17 protein-coding genes are annotated in these 19,481 nt (G+C 67.5%); 10 read left to right on the top strand and 7 right to left on the bottom strand.

Annotation, left to right across the window (positions count from 1 at the left end; all coding sequences use genetic code 11):
* Positions 1-15 precede the first annotated feature (15 nt).
* The 4 genes from tgt to secF all read left to right on the top strand — a co-directional run bounded on the left by tgt (position 16) and on the right by secF (position 4,548).
* Entirely contained in the window at positions 16-1,152 is a 1,137-nt protein-coding gene (gene tgt / locus AC3A5T_RS10795) for a tRNA guanosine(34) transglycosylase Tgt (RefSeq protein ID WP_487628580.1), read from the top strand.
* 117 nt (positions 1,153-1,269) lie between these two features.
* Entirely contained in the window at positions 1,270-1,608 is a 339-nt protein-coding gene (yajC, locus tag AC3A5T_RS10790; protein ID WP_332078594.1) for a preprotein translocase subunit YajC, read from the top strand.
* A 77-nt stretch (positions 1,609-1,685) separates the two neighbouring features.
* Entirely contained in the window at positions 1,686-3,569 is a 1,884-nt protein-coding gene (gene secD, locus AC3A5T_RS10785) for a protein translocase subunit SecD (RefSeq protein WP_487628579.1), read from the top strand.
* Between the two features lie 13 nt (positions 3,570-3,582).
* Entirely contained in the window at positions 3,583-4,548 is a 966-nt protein-coding gene (gene secF, locus AC3A5T_RS10780) for a protein translocase subunit SecF (RefSeq protein WP_487628578.1), read from the top strand.
* Between the two features lie 318 nt (positions 4,549-4,866).
* Here secF and AC3A5T_RS10775 read toward each other — a convergent pair whose 3' ends face one another.
* A complete protein-coding gene (locus tag AC3A5T_RS10775; protein ID WP_487628577.1) occupies positions 4,867-5,697 on the bottom strand; it encodes an inositol monophosphatase family protein in 831 nt (276 codons plus the stop codon).
* A 116-nt stretch (positions 5,698-5,813) separates the two neighbouring features.
* Between AC3A5T_RS10775 and AC3A5T_RS10770 the strand changes: the two genes are divergently transcribed.
* From AC3A5T_RS10770 to AC3A5T_RS10760, 3 genes are all read left to right on the top strand, one after another.
* Positions 5,814-6,596 carry an RNA methyltransferase gene (locus AC3A5T_RS10770; RefSeq protein WP_487628576.1) on the top strand — a complete coding sequence of 261 codons (783 nt, stop codon included), beginning with the start codon at positions 5,814-5,816 and terminating at the stop codon, positions 6,594-6,596.
* 71 nt (positions 6,597-6,667) lie between these two features.
* Entirely contained in the window at positions 6,668-7,597 is a 930-nt protein-coding gene (locus tag AC3A5T_RS10765; protein ID WP_487628575.1) for a phosphate/phosphite/phosphonate ABC transporter substrate-binding protein, read from the top strand.
* Entirely contained in the window at positions 7,594-9,726 is a 2,133-nt protein-coding gene (locus AC3A5T_RS10760) for a putative bifunctional diguanylate cyclase/phosphodiesterase (protein WP_487628574.1), read from the top strand. Before AC3A5T_RS10765 ends, AC3A5T_RS10760 begins: the two co-directional genes overlap by 4 nt.
* Before the next feature lie 739 nt (positions 9,727-10,465).
* On the opposite strand, the gene sctT is transcribed toward AC3A5T_RS10760, so the two are convergent.
* Genes sctT through AC3A5T_RS10730 form a run of 6 tightly spaced genes read right to left on the bottom strand, consistent with a single transcriptional unit; the run spans position 10,466 to position 15,288 of the window.
* Positions 10,466-11,251 carry a type III secretion system export apparatus subunit SctT gene (sctT, locus tag AC3A5T_RS10755; protein WP_487628573.1) on the bottom strand — a complete coding sequence of 262 codons (786 nt, stop codon included), beginning with the start codon at positions 11,249-11,251 and terminating at the stop codon, positions 10,466-10,468.
* The gene (gene sctS / locus AC3A5T_RS10750) at positions 11,251-11,517 is read right to left on the bottom strand and encodes a type III secretion system export apparatus subunit SctS (protein ID WP_332077938.1); all 267 of its coding nucleotides are present in this window, start codon (positions 11,515-11,517) and stop codon (positions 11,251-11,253) included. Before sctS ends, sctT begins: the two co-directional genes overlap by 1 nt.
* Entirely contained in the window at positions 11,514-12,518 is a 1,005-nt protein-coding gene (locus AC3A5T_RS10745) for an EscR/YscR/HrcR family type III secretion system export apparatus protein (protein ID WP_487628572.1), read from the bottom strand. The genes sctS and AC3A5T_RS10745 overlap by 4 nt, the downstream gene beginning before the upstream one ends.
* 3 nt (positions 12,519-12,521) lie before the next feature.
* Entirely contained in the window at positions 12,522-13,586 is a 1,065-nt protein-coding gene (gene sctQ, locus AC3A5T_RS10740) for a type III secretion system cytoplasmic ring protein SctQ (protein ID WP_487628571.1), read from the bottom strand.
* The gene (locus tag AC3A5T_RS10735; protein ID WP_332077941.1) at positions 13,579-14,175 is read right to left on the bottom strand and encodes a response regulator transcription factor; all 597 of its coding nucleotides are present in this window, start codon (positions 14,173-14,175) and stop codon (positions 13,579-13,581) included. Before AC3A5T_RS10735 ends, sctQ begins: the two co-directional genes overlap by 8 nt.
* Before the next feature lie 3 nt (positions 14,176-14,178).
* A complete protein-coding gene (locus AC3A5T_RS10730; protein WP_487628570.1) occupies positions 14,179-15,288 on the bottom strand; it encodes a sensor histidine kinase in 1,110 nt (369 codons plus the stop codon).
* Positions 15,289-15,357: 69 nt separating this feature from the next.
* Here AC3A5T_RS10730 and AC3A5T_RS10725 point away from each other — a divergent pair, with 69 nt between their 5' ends.
* The 3 genes from AC3A5T_RS10725 (at position 15,358) to AC3A5T_RS10715 (ending at position 19,458) form a co-directional block, all read left to right on the top strand.
* The gene (locus tag AC3A5T_RS10725) at positions 15,358-15,783 is read left to right on the top strand and encodes a flagellar biosynthetic protein FliO (RefSeq protein WP_487628569.1); all 426 of its coding nucleotides are present in this window, start codon (positions 15,358-15,360) and stop codon (positions 15,781-15,783) included.
* A gap of 276 nt (positions 15,784-16,059) precedes the next feature.
* On the top strand, positions 16,060-18,114 hold the full coding sequence (sctV, locus tag AC3A5T_RS10720; protein ID WP_487628568.1) for a type III secretion system export apparatus subunit SctV: 2,055 nt from the start codon (positions 16,060-16,062) through the stop codon (positions 18,112-18,114).
* An 84-nt stretch (positions 18,115-18,198) separates the two neighbouring features.
* Positions 18,199-19,458: an FHA domain-containing protein gene (locus AC3A5T_RS10715; RefSeq protein WP_487628567.1), complete on the top strand. Its 1,260-nt coding sequence runs from the start codon at positions 18,199-18,201 to the stop codon at positions 19,456-19,458.
* Positions 19,459-19,481 lie beyond the last annotated feature (23 nt).

Here is a 19,481-nt window from a genome sequence, read left to right as displayed (position 1 = left end):
CGTTCAAGAGTCTCCATGTCCAGATTGCAGTTCGAGCTGATCACCACCGATGGCGTCGCGCGCCGCGGCCGCCTGACGTTTCCGCGCGGCACCATCGAAACGCCCGCCTTCATGCCGGTCGGCACCTACGGCACGGTCAAGGGCGTGCTGCCCGAGCAGGTGCGCGCGCTGGGTGCGGAGATCATTCTCGGCAACACCTTCCATCTGTATCTGCGTCCGGGCCTGGAGGTCATCGAGGCGCATGGCGGCCTGCACGGCTTCGCGCGCTGGGACAAGCCGATCCTCACCGATTCCGGCGGTTTCCAGGTCTTCTCGCTGGCGCACAAGCGCAAGATCACCGAGGAAGGCGTGACCTTCGCCGCGCCGACCGATGGCGCGAAGGTATTCCTCGGCCCCGAGGAAAGCATGCGCATCCAGAAAGTGCTCGATTCGGACATCGTGATGATCTTCGACGAGTGCCCGCCGGTGCAGATCGACGGCAAGCCGGTGCATCCGCGCGTGGTCGAAAAATCCATGGAGCTGTCGCTGCGCTGGGCCGCGCGCTCCAAGCGTGCGCACGAGGGCAACGACGCGGCGTTGTTCGGCATCGTGCAGGGCGGCGTGCACCATGATCTGCGCACGCGCTCGGCCGAGGGGCTCAAGGACATCGGTTTCGACGGTTACGCGATCGGCGGCCTGGCCGTCGGCGAAACCGAGGACGAGCGCAACGCGATGCTCGACCACACCGCGCCGCAGCTGCCCCAGGACCGCCCGCGCTATCTGATGGGCGTGGGCCGGCCGGAAGATCTGGTCGAAGCGGTCGCGCGCGGCGTCGACATGTTCGACTGCGTGATGCCCACCCGCAACGCGCGCAACGGGCATTTCTTCACCGCGACCGGCGTGATCCGCATCCGCAACGCGAAGTTCGAGAAGGATCTGCGGCCGATCGAGGAGGGCTGCGGCTGCGAGGCCTGCAGCGGCGGCTTCACCCGCGCCTATCTGCGGCATCTGGACCGCTGCGGCGAGATGCTCGGGCCGATGCTCGGCACCCTGCACAACCTCTGGTACTACCAGACGCTCATGGCCGACATGCGCGCGGCGATCGCCGCGGGAACCTTTGCCGCGTTCCGGGAGTCTTTCTACAGCGCCCGGGCGGGGAATCCGGGCGCCTGAGCCGTCCCGGTGACGTCTCCGGCCCCATCACCGCCCATTCACCCGCGACCCGGCCTGCGCCCGCGCCCGGCCGTGTCATAATCGCCCGCTGTCTGTTTTCGACCCATGGATGCCCCGATGAATCTGCTGGACCTTGTGATCGCCCCCGCCCACGCCGCTGCCGCCGCACCTGCCGGCCCCAGCATGCTGTCGACGCTGGCCTTCCCGATCATCCTGATCGCGATCATGTACTTCCTGATGATCCGCCCGCAGATGAAGCGCACCAAGGAGCACCGCGCGATGCTCGAGAAGCTGTCGGTCGGCGACGAGGTCATCACCAACGGCGGCATCGCCGGCGTGGTGCGCAACATCGGCGACAGCTTCCTGACGATCGAAATCGCCGAGCGCGTGGAAATCCGCGTGCAGAAGGGTGCGGTCGGCAACGTGCTGCCCAAGGGCACGCTGAAGTCCGCCTGATCCCGATCGTCGATCGTTGATCCTTCGTTCCGTCATCTCTCCAGGCGCCGCCCGCGTGCGGCGTCCGAGGCAAGGCAATGCTTGAATTCCCGCGTTGGAAATATGCCCTCATCCTGGTCGTTCTGGTGCTGGCCGCGCTGTACGCGCTGCCCAATGCCTACCAGAAGAACCCGTCGGTGCAGATCACCCCGAGCACCAGCGAGGCGCGCATCGACGAGGCGCTGAAGACGCGGGTCGACGGGCTGCTCAAGGCCGCCGGCGTGACGCCGGTCGGCACCGAGATCGACGAGAACCATCTGCTGGTGCGCCTGCACGATGCCGAAGCGCAGACGCTGGCCTCCGACACGCTGCGTCCGGAGCTGGGCGAGAACTACTCGGTCGCGTTGAACCTGGCCTCGACCGTGCCGGACTGGTTGTCGAACATGGGCGCGCGTCCGATGTCGCTGGGTCTCGACCTGCAGGGCGGCGTGCACTTCGTGATGCAGGTCGACCAGGCCGCGGCGCTGCAGAAGCGCGTCGAGGGCTACGCCGACGGCATCCGCACGGTGTTGCGTGACGCGCGCATCGGCTATTCCAGCGTCGAGCGCCGCAACGACAACAGCATCGGCGTGGTGCTGACCGAAGGCGCCGACGTCAATGCCGCGCGGACGCAGATCGCGACCAGCCTCGCCAGCGCCTCCGGCCAGACCGTCGGCGGCAGCGGCCCGCAGATCACGACCGAAGGCAACCGCATCACCGTGCGCCTGTCGCAGGGCGAGATCTCGCGCATCGCCAGCGACGCGGTCGAGCAGAACCGCACCGTGATCTCCAACCGCATCAATGCGATCGGCGTCGCCGAGCCGGTGCTGCAGCGGCAGGGCGAAGACCGTCTGGTTATCCAGCTGCCCGGCCTGCAGGACACCGCCGAAGCCAAGCGCCTGATCGGCGCCACCGCGACCCTCGAGTTCCGCGCCGTCACCGGCGACGAGAACCAGGCCGCGGCCGCGGTCGCGTCGGGCAACATCCCGGCCGATTCGCGCATCTACTACAACGACGCCGGCGCGCCGCTGCTGCTGTCGCGCCGCATCCTGGTCTCGGGCGACCAGCTGATCAACGCGAACCCGCAGACCGATTCGCAGACCGGCACCCCGGCCGTGGGCATCACACTCAACAGCGCCGGCGGCAAGCGCATGCTCGACCACACGCTGCAGAACGTCGGTCAGCGCCTGGGCATCGTGTACGTCGAGCGCATTCCGACCGTGCGCATGGTCGATGGCGAGGAAGTGCGTTCCTCGCGCAGCGTCGAGCGCGTGATCAGCTCCTCGACCATCCGCGGTGTGTTCGGTCGCGAGTTCCAGACCACCGGTCTGAGCCGCGAGGAATCCACCGATCTGGCGAGCCAGCTCAAGGCCGGTGCACTGGCCGCGCCGATGGACTTCGTCGAAGAGCGCGTAGTCGGTCCGAGCCTGGGCGCCGAGAACGTCGAGCGCGGTCTGACCGCGGTGCTCTACGCGTTCTTCTTCACCCTGATCTTCTTCATGTTCTATTACCGCATGTTCGGCATCGTCACCTGTCTGGCGCTGATCCTGAACCTGCTGATCGTGGTCGCGGTGATGTCGCTGTTCGGCGCCACGATGTCGTTGCCCGGCTTCGCCGGTCTGGCGCTGTCGATCGGTCTGTCGGTCGACGCCAACGTGCTGATCAACGAGCGCATACGCGAAGAGCTCAGGGCCGGCATGCCGCCCAAGGCGGCGATCGTGACCGGCTACGAGAAGGCGTCGGACACCATCTTCGACTCCAACCTCACCGGCATCATCGCGGGCGTCGCGCTGTACGCCTTCGGCACCGGCCCGCTGCAGGGCTTCGCGGTGACGCTGGTGATCGGTATCACCGCTTCGATGTTCACCGCAATCGTCGTCTCGCGCGCACTGGTCACCCTGATCTATGCACCGCGCAAGAAGCTCAAGTCCCTGGCGATCTGACGGAAGAGACCCCATGAAAATTTTTCCGTTGACCCTCGTTCCCAGCGGCACCCGCATCGACTTCATGCGGCTGCGTCACGTCTGGGTCGCCATGTTCCTGCTGCTGTTCGTCGGCTCGTTCGCCGTCGTCGGCCTGAAGGGCTTCAACTTCGCACTCGACTTCACCGGCGGTACCGCGGTGAACGTCCGCTTCGACAAGCCGGTCGGCGTCGACGACGTGCGCGAACGCCTCGAGAACGCAGGCATCGCCAATGCCCAGGTGCAGACCTTCGGCAGCGGCAACGATCTGCTGATCCGCGTGCGCGGTGACGAAACGCAGGTGAGCGTGGACGGCAACACCCAGCTCGCCCAGGACGTGCTCGCCGCGGCGTCCAGCGAAGCCAACCCGGGCCGCATCCTGAGCACCGAGTCGATCGGCGCGCAGGTTTCGGGCGACCTGCGCAAGAACGCGATCTACGCCGCGATCTTCGTGCTGGTGGGCTTCCTGCTGTACATCAGCGTGCGCTTCGAATGGAAGTTCGCGGTGGTCGCCAGCGTCACCACACTGTTCGACGTCATGGTGGTCGCGGCGCTGTTCTCGCTGACCGGTCGCGAGTTCGACCTCACCGTGATGGCAGGCCTGCTGTCGGTGATGGGCTTCTCGATCAACGACACCATCGTGGTCTTCGACCGCGTGCGCGAGAATTTCCGCGGCGTCCGCGCCGAGCCGCTGGAGATCTTCAACCGTTCGATCAACCAGACGCTGTCGCGCACGATCATCACGTCGCTGGTGTTCTTCCTGTCGGTGCTGGCGCTGTTCCTCTACGGCGGCGGTTCGCTCGAAGGCCTGGCGCTGACCCAGATGATGGGCGCGGTGGTCGGCACGCTGTCGTCGATCTTCATCGCATGTCCGCTGCTGACCTACGGCATTCTGCGCGTGACCAAGCAGGACCTGCTGCCGAAGGCCAAGGACGAAGCGGCGCTGTCGCGTCGTCCCTGATCCGGCGCATCCGGTCCGCGTCACGCGGACCGGACCGGTTGCACGAAGAAGCCGCGCACTGCGCGGCTTTTTCGTGGGCGGATGGAACGGGACGCAATCGTCGGATGGGCAGAGCGCGGCGGACACCCAGCGTCGTCGTGTCTTCGCATCGGGAGGAGCGGCAGGTCGCGCCGCGCGGCGCTCCGTATCGCGTTGCCGAGCGGGGCAATCGATGGGCTTCGCTGTGCTCCACCCATCCTGCAAAGACAGGCGCGCTTCTCGCACAACAAAAAAGGCCGCGCTTGCGCGCGGCCTTCCCGGTCCAGCGGATCCGAAGGCTCAGGCGAATTCTTTCGCGTAGCCCGAATCGACCAGGGTCTTCTGCAGCGGCGCGACGATGTGCACGTTGCCGGCGATCACCTGACGGCCACCGGCGAACGCGACGTGCAAGGGGCCGCCCGGGCCGCCCTTGAAGTCGCTGACGCGGCCGCCGGCCTCGCGGACCAGCAGCACACCCGCCGCGATGTCCCAGGGATGCACGCCGGCTTCGAAGTAGCCATCGGTACGCGCCGCGGCGACGTAGGCCAGATCCAGCGCGGCCGAACCGGTGCGGCGCACGTCCTCGGCCGATTCCAGCAGCGCCTCGACCGCGCGCAGCTGTGCGCCGACTCGCTTGCGCTCGCGCGGGGCGAAGCCGGTGCTGAGCATCGCGCCGGTCAGTTCGCGGCGTTCGGACACGCGGATGCGACGCTCGTTGAGCTGGGCGCCGGCGCCCCGCGTGGCGGTGAACAGTTCGTTGCGCAGCGGATCGAAGATCACCGCGTGCAGTGGCTCGCCGCCCTCGACCAGCGCGATCGACACGCACCAGTGGGGCAGGCCACGCAAATAGTTGCTGGTGCCGTCGAGCGGATCGATGACCCAGGTGTAGCGGCTCGGGCCGCCACGGCCCGGCTTGGCGCCGCCTTCTTCGCCGAGCACGGCGTACTCGGGATAGGCGCGGCGCAGTTCCTTGACGATCGCATCTTCGGCGAGGCCGTCGACCTCGCTCGCGTAGTCGTGGCGCGCTTTCTCGACGACGTTGAGCCCATCGAGCTTGTGCATGTTGCGCAACAGGACGCCACCGCCGGCGCGCGCCGCCTTGACCATGACATTGACAGCAGGTTGAAGCATCGCGGACGACTCCGGGCGCGGGCAGGATCGAGGGGGAAAAGAGCAGTGCCGGCGCGAGGCCGGTCGGGCAGTTTACCATTCGCGCCATGCAAGCGCCCCTGAATCCAGAGTCCGGCATGGACATCGTCGCCGCGGACGGCCCTGCCGCCCGTATCCGCATCGTGCTCGTCGGCACCCAGCACCCCGGCAACATCGGCTCCGCCGCGCGCGCCATCAAGACGATGGGTCTGCACCGGCTGGTGCTGGTGGCGCCGCAGAAATATCCGCACAACGAGGCCGATATGATGGCCGCCGGCGCCGAGGACGTGCTCAATGCTGCGGTCGAAGTGGCGACGCTGGCCGAAGCCGTGGCCGACTGCCGGCTGGTGCTCGGCTGCACCGCGCGCAGCCGTCGCGTGCAGCTGCGCGAACTGCGGCCGCGTGATGCCGCCGCGTCCGTGCACGCCGAAGCCGCGGCGGGCGGCGAAGTCGCGCTGGTGTTCGGGCGCGAGCGCACCGGGCTGGAGAACGAGGAGCTGCAGCTGTGCCACGCCGCGGTCCACATTCCGGCCAATCCCGACTACAGCTCCCTCAATCTGGCCGCGGCCGTGCAGGTGCTGAGTTACGAGGTGCGGCTGGCGCTGCTGGGCGAGGGCGGCGAGGTCACGCCCGCCGCCATCGCGCCGGTGAATCCGGACGCGGTGCCGCATGCCGAACTCGAAGGGTTCTTCGGCCAACTGGGCGATACGCTCGAGGACATCGATTTCCACAAGGGTCGGGCGCCGGAGTCGGCGATGCGCAAGCTGCGGCGGCTGTTCGTGCGCACCGGGCTGGACCAGAAGGAAGTCCGGCTGCTGCGCGGCATCCTCGCCGACGCCCAGCGCATGGCCCGGATCGCCCGCGACCGCGACGACAGCTGAGCCGCGGCGTCTGTTGCCAGGGAATGGCTTCCGCTAGGCTTGCCGCTTCGCTCACGCCTTCCGGACCCGCCTTGGACCCGCGTCACTTCCTTCGACGGCTCCTGTCGGGTGTGCTGCTGGCGCTGCTGGCAGTTGCGTTGCCGCTGCAGGCGGCCGAGCCGCGCAACGTGCTGGTGCTCGGGCGCATCAGCGACGATCCCAAGGCGCACTACGAACAGCTCAAGCCGCTGCTCGACTACGTCGTCGCGCGCATGGGCGATGTCGGCATCACCGAAGGCCGCGTGCTGATGGCGCGCGACGTGCAGCAGATGCAGAGCTATCTGCGGCGCGGCCGCGTGGACTGGGTCACCGAGACCGCCAGCGGCGCGACCCTGCTCGAAGCGCGCGCCGGCGCGACGCCGCTGCTGCTGACCGAGCGCAACGGCGTCAGTCACTATCACACGGTCTATTTCGCACGTCGCGACAGCGGCATCCAGTCGCTCGACGATCTGCGCGGTCGCAGCATCGTGTTCCAGAACCGGCAGTCGACCAGTGCCTACTTCGTGCCCGCGACCGAGCTGCTCGCCCGCGGCATGAAGCTGGAGATCCTGCTGTCGCCGCGCGACCAGCCCGAGCCGGATTCGGTCGGCTATCTGTTCGCGCGCTCGGAGCTCAACATGTCCTCATGGGTGCACAAGCACCTCGTCGACGCCGGTGCGATGAGCAACCTCGACTGGGACAGCGACCGGCGCGTGCCGCCATCGTTCAAGCGCGATTTCGTGATCTTCCGCGAGAGCGCGCCGTTCCCGCGCGCGATCGAGATCGTGCGCGGCGATCTGGACGCGCGCGTGACCGCGCGCTTGCGCGAAGTGCTGATCGAGGCCAGCCGGGATCCCGCCGCCGCCGATGCGCTGCGCGAGTTCTTCCGCACCACCGCGTTCCTGCCGATGGATGCCGCCACGCGCGCCGAACTCGATGTCCTGCGCGCGGGCGCCCTGCGCGTCGTGGCGGACGTCGAATGAAACTGCGCACCGGCCTGCAGGCCATGTTCTTGGCGCTGGCCGGCGCCGCCGTGCTGGCAGGCCTGGTCGCGGTGGCACTGGTGCTGCAGCAGCAGGACCAGGCGCAGAAGCAGATCCTCGCGCTGAGCCAGCGCTCGATGCACGCGCTCGCGTCGCAACGGCTGCTGCTGCGCGGCGAGGCGGTGTCGGCGCAGGTCGCCGATGCGCTGGTCAATCCGCTGTACTACTTCGACCTCGAGGCCATCGGCGCGGCGGTCGGCAACGTGCTGCGGCAGCCCGACGTCAGCTACGTGATCGTCTACGACGCGGACGGCAATATCGTCCACGACGGCAGCCGCGACATCGAGCGCTACGGCCAGCGCATGGACGATCCGTTCGCGCTGGAGGTCGTCGCCGCGACCGGGCAGCACATGCAGAGCGACGGCAAGCTGCTCGACGTGTCGATGCCGATCCGCATCGGCGACCAGCGGCTGGGTGGCGTGCGCATCGGCTATTCGCTGGCAACGGCGAAGCAGGACGAGGACGCGATGGTTGCGACGATGCAGGCGCGTCTCGACGAGATCGCGCGGCGTCATCTGGTCGCCGTCGGCCTGCTGCTGGTCGTGCTGGTGGCGCTGGGCGGGCTCGTTGCGGCGATGCTGCAACGACGGCTCGTGCGCCCGGTGCGCGAACTGGCCGATGCCGCGCAGCGCATCGAGGCGGGGCATTACGACGTGGTGGTGCCGGCGGACGCGCGCCAGGACGAGATCGGTGATCTGGTTCGCGCCTTCGATCGCATGCGCGACAGCATCGCGCGCCACGATCGCGACATCCGCCGCATGGCCTATACCGATTCGCTGACCGGACTGGCCAACCGGCTCGCGCTGCGCGAGACGCTGGACCAGCGTCTGCTGGAAATGCAGGGCGCCCCCGGTCGCCTCGCGTTGCTGTTCGCCGACGTCGACGATTTCAAACGCGTCAACGACACGCTGGGCCACGACGCCGGCGACGAGGCGCTGATCCAGTTCACCGCGCGCATCGACGCCGCGGTGCGCGAGTTCGATGTCGCCGACGCATTGCTGGCGCGCTTCGGCGGCGACGAGTTCGTGGTGCTGCTGCAGCTGCCCGAAGCGAGCGCCGCCGACCTGCGCACCGTCGCCGGCGAACTGGCGGACCGTCTGGTGGCGGAAGTCGCACGCCCGATCGAAGTCGAAGGCCGCCGCGTATTCCTCGGCATCTCGATCGGCATCACCGTGTTTCCCGACGACGCCACCAGCGCCGCGATGCTGCTCAAGAACGGCGACATCGCGATGTACCAGGCCAAGCTGGCCGGCAAGAACTGCCACCGCTTCTACAGTCTGGCGATGGACCAGGCGGTCGAACGCCGCATGCACATGGAGCACGAGCTGCGCGGCGCCTGGGATCGCGGCGAACTGAGCCTGGCCTATCAGCCGGTGTTCCGCATGGGCGACAAGACGCTCGTCGGCGTCGAAGCCCTGCTGCGCTGGCAACACCCCGAGTTCGGCAGCGTCGCGCCGCCGGTGTTCATCGACGTCGCCGAGCAGAGTGGTCTGATCGACATCATCGGCCCGCAGGTGCTGCACGCCGCCTGCGTCGAAGCGCGGGCGTGGCAGCAGCGATATCCCGCCGCGGCCGATCTGTTCGTCGCGGTCAACGTGTCGCCACGCCAGCTGCGCGGCGCGGCATTCGCCGTCGAGGTCGAAGCAGCATTGCGCGAGTCGGGTCTGTCACCACGCCATCTGCATCTCGAACTCACCGAGACCGCGGTCATCGGCGACGAAGCCCGCATCGGCCAGCTGCTGAGCGCATTGCGCGCACTTGGCGTCAAGATCTGGCTCGACGATTTCGGCACCGGCTTCTCCGGCCTGAGCCACCTGCGCCGGGTGCCCGTCGACGGCGTCAAGATCGATCGCAGCTTCGTTGCCGACGTGCTGCGCGATCCCGACGACCTCGCGTTGACGACCGCGATCATCTCGATGGCGCATTCGATCGGCATCACCGTGGTTGCCGAAGGCGTGGAGAAGGAAGGCCAGTTCGAAGTCCTGCGCGATCGCGGGTGCGATCTGGGGCAGGGGTTCTGGCTCGGGCATCCGCTGCCAGCGAGAGAGTTCGATGCGCTGTTGAGGTGAGGTTTCGTTCTACTTCGTTTTTTTTGCTTCCGCTCCAGCGTTGCCGTTGCCGTCGCTCCGCTTTTGCTTCCGCCGTTGACTTCAATCGAGCCGTAAAGCGAGCCGAGCATCGCAGGGCGACGGGGTCGAAGAGCAGCCCATGTCTGAGCGTAGCGAGTTTGGGCTGCGTGCCCCGTCGCTCGAGAAGCGCAGGGGACCGCCGCGGCTCCATCGCGGCGGATCGCGTCCGGCGAAGACGGTTTTGCTTACTTTTGCCAAGACAAAAGTAAGACGCGCGACAGCGCGGAAGCCCTGTACTTGATCTTCGCCTTTGGGCGATCTCGTCTAACGACGTCGGGTCCAACGATCTAAGCAAGGCAAAGACGAAGGCTCGAAGCGAACAGCAAGTGCAGGGCTTTCGCCCGCTGCGCGTGCGAGTCCCTTTTGGACGGACCCAAAAGGAACCAAAAGGTCCCTTCGCCGGACGCGAGCCGCCGCGATACAGCCGCGGCGGTCCCCTGCGCTTCTCGGTCGACGGGGCACGCAGCCCAAACTCGCTACGCTCAGACATGGGCTGCTCTTCGACCCCGCCGCCCTGCGATGCTCGGCTCGCTTTACGGCTCGACTCAAGTCAAAGGCGAACAGCCAGAGCGAAAACCGAAGCCGAAGTCGAAGCCGAAGCCGAAGCCAGAGCTGAAGCCGGAGCGAATGTCAGGGCCGAAGCTCGCTGCCGGAGCACGCGCTGTAGTAACAAGCAGCGCTACGTCGCACTGAACGCGTGCTTGAGCGCCTCGATCAACCCACTGTTGTCGACCAGCCGCGTCATCACGATTTCCACGAACACCCCGAGCATCAACAGGATGATCGCCGTCGCCAGCCACGCCTTGATCGGCATCGTCAGTGCGAACACGTTGAGCTGCGGGGCGTAGCGGTTGACCAGGCCGAAGGACAGGTCGATGACGAGCAGGATCACCATGGCCGGCGCGGCGATCAGCAGCATCGCGGTCATCAGATAGCCGAACTGCCCGACGAACAACGCCATGCCGCTCATTCGAAGGTCGGGAAAGAAACTCAACACCGGCCAGACCGTGTAACTCGTCATCAACAGATCGAGGAACACGAGAAATGCGCCGCTGGCCATGAACAGCCAGGTCGAGAACTGCGACAGGAACTCGCCGTGCAGCGAGGTCTGGTGGCCCTGGATCGGGTCGAAGATCTGCGCCATCGACATGCCGACCTGGGTGTCGATGATCACGCCGGCGGAACTGATCGCCCAGAAGACGATGCCGTAGCAGAAGCCGATCGAGATCCCGATGAAGGTTTCCTTGAGCACGATCAACGACCAGTGCGAGGTGCCGGCCGCTTCGATCAAAGGCGCGCCGGCGAGCGCGATCGGAATCGCGACGATCGCCAGGCTCACCATGAAGCTGTTGCGCACCATCGCCGGCACCGTCTCGGTGGTCAGCAACGGCAGCATCAGGAACGCGCCGGCGATGCGCGGCAGCGTCAGCGCGAGGGCCAGCATCGGGTTCGAGCCGAAGTCCATCAGCGTCGGACGAGGCCGGGGAAATCGATGAAGATGCGGTCGGCGAACACGTACAGCGTGCCGCCCATCAGAGAGGCGGTGATGAACAGCGTGATCACCACCGCCAGGAATTTCAGCGCGTAGGGAAACGTCTGTTCCTGCAGCTGGGTCGCCGCCTGCAGGAACGCGACGACGAGGCCGATCAGCGCGGCCGCGGCGACCGGCGGGCCGGACAGCAGCAGCACCAGCCACAGCGCTTCCTTGGTGAACTCCAGCACGTCGCTCATGTGGTGACTCCATACGTGAGCACCAGGCCGTGCACGAGCTTCGCCCAGCCGTCGATCAGCACGAACAGCAGCAGCTTGAACGGCAGCGAGACCGTCGTCGGCGACAGCATCATCATGCCGAGCGCCAGCAGGATGTTGGCGACCACCAGGTCGATGATCAGAAACGGCAGGAAGATCAGGAAGCCGATCTGGAACGCGGCGGTGAGCTCGCTGACGGTGAAGGCCGGCACGATGACGATGAAGTCGTCGGGCGTCAGGCCGTCGCGACGCTCGGGCGGCAGCATGCGCTGCACGCTGCGCAGGAAGAACGCGCGTTCGGAATCGCTGGAGTGCTGGATCAGGAACGTGCGCAGCGGCTCCTTGCCCGCATCGATCATCGTCAGCATGCGGTTGGTGTCGAAGCTGCCGCCCGCCGCCGCAGGCGCACCGCCGCCCGTAGTGGCCGTGCCGCCGGTGACTTCTTCGGCCAGACCCCTGGGCTGTTCGGCAGCGTCTTCTTCGCGCGGATCGTTGCTCGAACCGCCACGCACCGCGGCGAACATCGGATCGACACCTTCGGGCGTGCCCTGTGCCTGCGCTTCGGCGGCGAGCGCGTCGGCCGCGGCCGGGCTCGTCGGCCCAGGCGCCTGCGCTTCGGCAGGCGCCGGTGTCGCCGCAGGACGCACATCGATCGGACGACCCTCACGCACCGCCTGCTGCTGCGCACGTGCGTCGATCTGGCGTTGCACCGACGCCGGTGGCGGGCGCCCTTCCAGGCGCGCCTGCACCGCTTCGTTGACGTCCAGGATCACCGGATACATCACATAGATCGACAGCACGATCGCCAGGCCGTTGATGACCACGTTCGGCGGCACCTGCTGCAGGCCGAGTGCGTTGCGCAGCAGGCTCAGCACCACGACGATCTTGGTGAACGAGGTGACCATGACCGCCACGAACGGGGCCAGCGCGAGGCTGACCACCGTCACCAGGACGAGGGCGGGCGAGAACGTGCTGAAATCCATGCATCAGCTCCAGGACAGCAGGCGGACGCCCAGCGTATCGCCAACCGCGACCAGTTCGCCCTGTCCGGCGACGCGGCCGTTGGCGCGGATGGTGACGTTGGCGCCTTCGAGGTGCGCAGGCAGCGCGAACACGTAGCCCGGCTGCAGGCCGGCGATGTCCGACAGGCGCAGTTCGACCTTGCCCACGTCGAACTCGACCTCGACCGGCAGGCGGCCGGACGGATCCTCGACGGCGGGGGTATCTTCGGTCTGCGGTGTTTCGGCGGCGTCGGTCTCGCTCATGCGGGGCGTCTCCTGGTGGCGGGGGCGTTGGGTGGGCGGACCGTCGATGCGCCATCCGTCCGGTCCGGATCGGACCGGCCAGCGCAGACCGACGGCATTGGCGTGCAGCGGGGGCATCTTGACGTGTCCGACGACGATGACGTCGCCGGGCCGCAGACTCTGGACGTCGGCGCGTGTCAGCGGCGGCGCCGGGATCGCGATCGTCGCGACCGTCGGCAGCTGGCGCCATTGCCCCGGATCGATCGGCGGGCGCGGATCGGCATCCGTCCGGGCGAGCAGGGCCTGCAACCAGGACGCGGGGGCGCGCAGCGCGCCACTGACCGCGGCGCCGCCATCGGCGGGCGTGAAATCGAGGTCCAGCCAGATGACGTCGCTGTCGGGGGCGGTCACCGGCGCATCGGGCAGCGGCAGCAACGAGGTGCCGAGCGCGTCGCTGATCTGCACCAGCGTCGTCTCGTGCATCAGGCTCCAGGCCAGCACGCGCGCGCGGCCGCGCCGGTCCTGCCAGTGGAGGCCGTCGTCGTCGACACGCGGCGACGACGCGAGCTGCAGCGCGAGCCGGGTGCCGTCGGCGTCGAGTTCGAACACGCCGCCGTCGAGGGTCGCGACCGCGGGCGATCGACCGCTGCGCAGCCGCAGGATGCCGGTCGGCGTGGTCCATTGCCGGGCACGCGCATGCAGCCCGCGCAGCACGTCGGCCTGGGTCGGCGAGAGCCGCGGCAGGCGCTCGCGCAGCGGCGCGTGCGAGGACCCGTGCGACAGGGAAACCGCGTTCGCGTCAGCCATGGCCCAGCGCCACCTTCATCAGTTCGGGGAGGGATCGCACTCCGAGTTTGCTCATCATGTTGGCCCGATGCAGTTCGACGGTCTTGATACTGATGCCGAGGATGTCGGCAATGATCTTGTTCGGTTTGCTGGCGACGACGAGATCCAGCACCTGCCGCTCGCGCGGACTCAGCTTCGCGAGCGCGGCGCCCTGCGGCGAGCCCGCCTGCGCGCGTTCGCGACTCAGTGCGTTGCGGATCGAGTCGACGATGGCATCGTCGCTGAAAGGCTTCTCGAGGAAGTTCGACGCGCCCTTGCGCATCGCCTCCACCGCCAGCGGCACGTCGCCGTGCGCGGTCACGAATATCAGCGGCAGCGTGGAGCCGCGGCGCAGCAGTTCGTCTTGCAACTGCAGGCCGCTCATCTCCGGCATGCGGATGTCGGACACCAGACACTCGCCGTCGCCGTGGCGGGTGCTGTCGAACACGGTGAGGAACGCCGCGCCGGATGCGAACGCGCGGACCTCGAACCCCGCGGTCTCGAGCAGCCAGGCGGTGGAATCGCGGAAGCCGTCGTTGTCGTCGACGAGATAGACACAGATGCCGGTCACGCGTCAGATCCTCCTGTCCGGGGTCGGTAGCGTGAACCCGAACACGCTACCGCCGCCATCCCTGGCCTCGAAGAACAGCCGGCCTTCGTGGTATTCGATGATCGAACGGCAGATCGCCAGGCCGATGCCCAGCCCGTCCGACTTGGTGGTGTAGAACGGCGAGAACAGCTGTTCGCTCTCGGCCTGGCTCAGGCCGGGGCCGCGGTCGCAGACGCGTACCTCGACGTCGCCGTCCAGGTTCACCCGGGCCTCGATGCGCAGGCCGCGCTGCGCGGCAGGCACTTCGCGCATCGCCTCGATCGCGTTCTTGACCAGATTGAGCAGCACCTGCTCGACCATCACCCGGTCGGCGTAGACCTGCGGCAGTTGCGGCGCCAGTGCCAGTTCGACACGCAGCTGCAGGCGTTCGGCCTCCAGGCGCAGCAATTCGAGCACGGTGTCGACGATCAGCGGCAGGTCCTGGGCGTCGCGCCGCGGTTCGCGGGCGCGGACGAACTCGCGCACGCGTGCGATCACCGCGCTGGCGTGTTCGGCCTGGGTGCGCGCGGCCTGCAGGGCGCGTTCGACCTGCACCGGCCCGCCCGCCTGGTCGACCAGACGCAGGCTGCCGTTGAGATAGTTCACGATTGCCGCGAGCGGCTGGTTGAGCTCGTGCGCGAGCGTCGCGGCCATCTCGCCGACCGACATCATCCGCGAGGTGAACAGCAGTTTTTCCTGCTGCGTCTTGTGCGAATCCAGGGTCTCGATGCGTTCGCTGATGTCGACCGCGGTCAGCAGCGCCAGCGCACGGCCGCCGCAGTCGAGGTCGCGCCAGTGCAGCGCATACCAGCGCCCGCTGCCGGGCGCGCGGACTTCCTCGCCCCGGGCCTCGCCGGTGATTTCGCCGTACAGCGTCGCCAGCAGCGCATCGCGCTGGGCATGGCCGGGCAGGGTGCCCAGATCGCCTTCGAACCGGCAGTTGGCGGCGACCCGCACACCGGTGGCGCGGTCGAACGCGGCGCAGGCGAACGGCACCGCTTCGAGGACTTCGGTCAGCGCCTTGGCGCCATCGTCGGTGGCCGTGGCGGCAGCGCGCGCCGGGCCCGCGCGACGGGTTCCGGTCGGCGGCGTCATGCGATGCGCGACATCGTTTGGCTGCTAACGTGACGGCGCACCAGCAGGGTGTCCCTTCCGCGAGAACCCATGATCCGCGTCGCCCGACTCCGCTCCGCCCTCATCGTCCCCGCCGTGCTGCTCGCCACGACCGCAGAAGCGGCCGCCGCGCCCGCCCGTACGCCGAGTGACTCGTTCGTCGGGGAGTTGCTCGCCATCGTCATTCCACTCGTTCTGATCATCGCGGGCCTGCTGTTCCTGCTCCGGCTGGTACGACGGCGGTACGGATTGTCGGGGACCGATGCCCCGTTGACGGTGCTGCAGATTCTGCCTGTGGGACCCCGGGAGCGCGTGGTGCTGGTCAAATCGCGCGCCGGCCGGGTGTTCGCGATTGGCGTGGGGGCGCAATCTGTGACGTTCATTACAGATCTCGATACCGAAGATCTGGAAACCCCCGCGTCGGCGGCCTCCCTGGCCACTTCGCATTCACTGTCCAATATCGACGGTGATCGTTAAGTCCCTGTGACGCTTGGGTTTTTATCCGGCGACACCCGGAACGGAACCGTTTTCACACCGATTCGACACTTTGGCTGGAACCTCCTTGCAACATCGAATTGACCTGTACATAACATAGGCCGACTATCGTACAGGGGCACAATGTGACGCACGAGGGCAGGGGCTTATGCGCCGAATGGACACCAGAGTGTGTGGATCTGCCGTTTCCGGCGCGCGTCTCCGTATGCGTGCCCGTGACTGCGTGATGCGTGTCCGTCCGGCAATGGGGGTGACCCCGTGAAGGCCTTCCTCGCTACCCTGACCGGTGCGCCGGCCGGCGCAGCGCCGCGCGCCAAGCTGGGCTACAGCGACATCATCCTGGCCTTCGCCGCGGTGACGATCATCAGCGTGATGATCCTGCCGCTGCCGCTGGTGATCATCGACACCCTGGTCGCGGTCAACATCTCGATCGGCTTCGGCCTGCTGCTGCTGGGCATCTACATCCCCACGCCGGTGGCGTTCTCCAGCTTTCCCAGTGTGTTGCTGCTGACCACGCTGTTCCGGCTGGCGATCTCGATCGCGATCACCCGGTCGATCCTGCTGCACGCCGAGGGCGGTCACATCGTCGAGACCTTCGGCACGCTGGTCGCCGGCGGCAATCTGGTCGTCGGCATGGTGGTGTTCCTGATCATCACCGTCGTCCAGTTCATCGTCATCGCCAAGGGCGCCGAGCGCGTGGCCGAAGTCGCCGCCCGTTTCACCCTGGACGCGATGCCGGGCAAGCAGCTGTCGATCGACTCCGATCTGCGCGCGGGCCTGATCGACAAGGACGAAGCGCGTCGCAAGCGCCGCCTGCTGGAGACCGAAAGCCAGCTGCACGGCTCGCTCGACGGTGCGATGAAGTTCGTCAAGGGCGATGCCATCGCCGGCATCGTCATCATCCTGATCAACCTGCTCGGCGGTCTGGCGATCGGCGTGCTCCAGCGCGGCATGCCGCTGGCCGAAGCGACGCACGTTTACAGCATCCTGACGATCGGCGATGGCCTGGTGTCGCAGATTCCGGCGATCCTCGCGACGATCGCCGCCGGTCTCGTGGTCACGCGCACCACCGGCGAGATCGACGACCGTCATCTGGGCGATGCGATCACCCGGCAGGTGTCGAACCAGCCGCGCGTGATCCTGATCACCGGCATTCTCGCGCTGCTGATGACGCTGGTGCCGGGTTTCCCGTGGCCGGTATTTCTCGTGCTGGGTCTGGGCCTGCTGACCTTCAGCGCGTACCACTACCGCTACCAGTTCGAACTGCTGCGCCGCCTGTTCCGGGTGACCGACGAAGAAGTCGTCGCAGACGTGCACGCGTCGGTCGATCACGACGATCTGGCGCCGCCCGCGCCGCTGCAGCTGCAGGTCTCGCCGCTGCTGGCGCAGTCGATGGGTGCGCACAATCTCGAAGCGCGCGCGGTCGACATCGCCCAGCGTCTTCGCGAGGAGTACGGCGTGCCGGTGCCGGTGCCGTCGCTGCGTATCGTGTCGACCTTCGGCGAGGACGAGTACCGTCTGACCGCGTTCGGCGCACGTATCGCCACCGGTCGCCTGCGCAGCGATGCGGTGCTGCAGCCGCAACCGGCGACCGCGCCGAATGCCAACAAGCTGCCGGGCTTCTACCCGGCCGTGGTCGCAGGCGAATGGGTGCAGAGCGGGGAAGGCACGCAGCCGCCGCTCGACGTGCTCGGTGCCCATATGACCGCGGCGATCCGCCGGCGCATGGGCGGTTTCCTCGGCATCCAGGAAACCTCGAACCTGTTCGCCAAGATGCAGCGCGACTATCCGGATCTGGTCAAGGAGATGCTGCGCGTCGTCGCGCCGCAGCGCGTGGCCGATGTGCTGCGTCGCCTGTCGGAAGAAGGCGTGCCGGTGCGCAATCTGCGCGATGCATTCGAGGCGATCACCGATGTCGGTGGCCGTGAGAAGGACGTGGTGCTGTTGACCGAATACGTCCGTGTCGCGCTCAAGCGCGAGATCGCGGATCGCTATTCAGATGCGGAACGGACGCTGCATGTACTGTTGATCCATCCGGAACTCGAGGACAAGTTGCGGCAATCGGTCCGCGTGGCGGGCGGTGCCAGCCAGCTTGCGATCTCGCCGGAACTGGCCGGTCGTCTGGGCAACGAGGTGCGTGCGCACCTGGGCCGTCAGGCGGCAGGCGTCAAGCCGGTGCTGCTGTGCTCGCTGGATGTGCGCCGGCACCTGCGCAAGCTCATGGAGGTCGATTTCTTCGATCTGCCGGTGCTGTCGTACCAGGAACTCGCACCGGACCTGCGCATCGTGCAGGCGGGCCAGATCAATGCATGACCGAGTCGCATCATTACGGGGCGTGCGCGCCGTCCTCGCCGGAGTTCCGGCGGCAGATGCCGTGCAGGCGATGAGAGGACTGACATGACCGAACATACCCAACACCAGTCGAACAACGTGCTGCGCATCGTCGATGGTCTGCATGCCGGCGCCAGCCGCGTGCTCGCCGACGAAGAGATGATCCTCGTGGGCAGCGGCGAAGACTGCGACATCGTGCTGGCCGACGACGCCGTCGCGGCGCACCATGCGCTGATCAGTCTCGTCGGCGGCCGCTTCCTCGTCCGTGCGCTCGATGCGCCGGTGAAGGTCGGCGCGCAGGATATCCATCCCGGCGATCCCGTCGAACTGTCCGCGGTGCAGCAGGTGCGCATCGGTGACGCCGTGATCGCCTTCGGTCGTGAGAACGATCCGGCATGGGACGAATTCGTCACGGTATTCGCGCCAAACGACGAGGAGCAGGCGCCGCGCAGTGGCTTCGTGCGCAAGCTGCCGTGGATCGGCGGCATCGCCGCGCTGTCGCTCGCGTCCCTGGCGATCTTCGCGGCCGTGCTGCCCGCGCCCGACCAAGGCCCTGACCAGCGTGAGCGTCTGTCTGCGCTGCTGCAGGAGCACCGCGTCACCAACGTGCAGATCACCGATGCCGCCAAGGGCGGCGCCACGGTGACCGGCGCCGTCGACGACAGCGCCACGCTCGAACGCCTGCGCAACCAGGTGCGCGCCGAGAACATTGACGCGACCTTGCAGATCCGCACCGGCGAACACATCGCCGGCGATGTGGCCGAGATGTTCCGCGGCCAGTCGATTCCGGTGCAGGCGCGCTACGTCGGCAACGGCGATGTCGAAGTCGTCGGCGACTTCAAGGATGGCGCGGAGATCCAGCGCCTCGCGCAGTCGCGTGCGATCGCCGACATTCCGGGCGTACAGCGCATCCTGCCCCGCACGCCCACCGGTCTGCTGTCGCAGGGCGAGGCGGAACAGCCGCAGGCGCCGCCGGAGGCGCACATCGTGCAGATCGTGCGCGGCGAGAATCCGCATTTGCTGTCGTCCGACGGGCAGCGCTTCGTCACCGGCGAGATGATTCCCGGCAAGGGCAAGCTGATCTCGATCGGCGAGTTCGCCCACGTGCTCGGCGCCAACGGGGAGCTGACCAAGGTCATTCCCGGTCCGGCGCCGGCGCCCGAGGAAGACGCCGCTGCAACGGCGACCGCAGAGGCTGGCGTCCAGGGCGCGGAACCCGGTGATCCGCGTTTCGCTTCGGTGGTCGCCAACGTCAACACCGGCAACCGGATCGCACAGGTGCCGGTGGGCGATCCGGCGCGCGCGCCCGCATCGTCGAACCACTGAAGTCGTACGCAGTTCGAATCGAA

This window comes from Luteimonas sp. Soil_C_16 (genome assembly GCF_057657295.1).
Note: the sequence above shows the minus strand (reverse complement) of the source record. Positions and strands in the feature narration are given on the sequence as shown.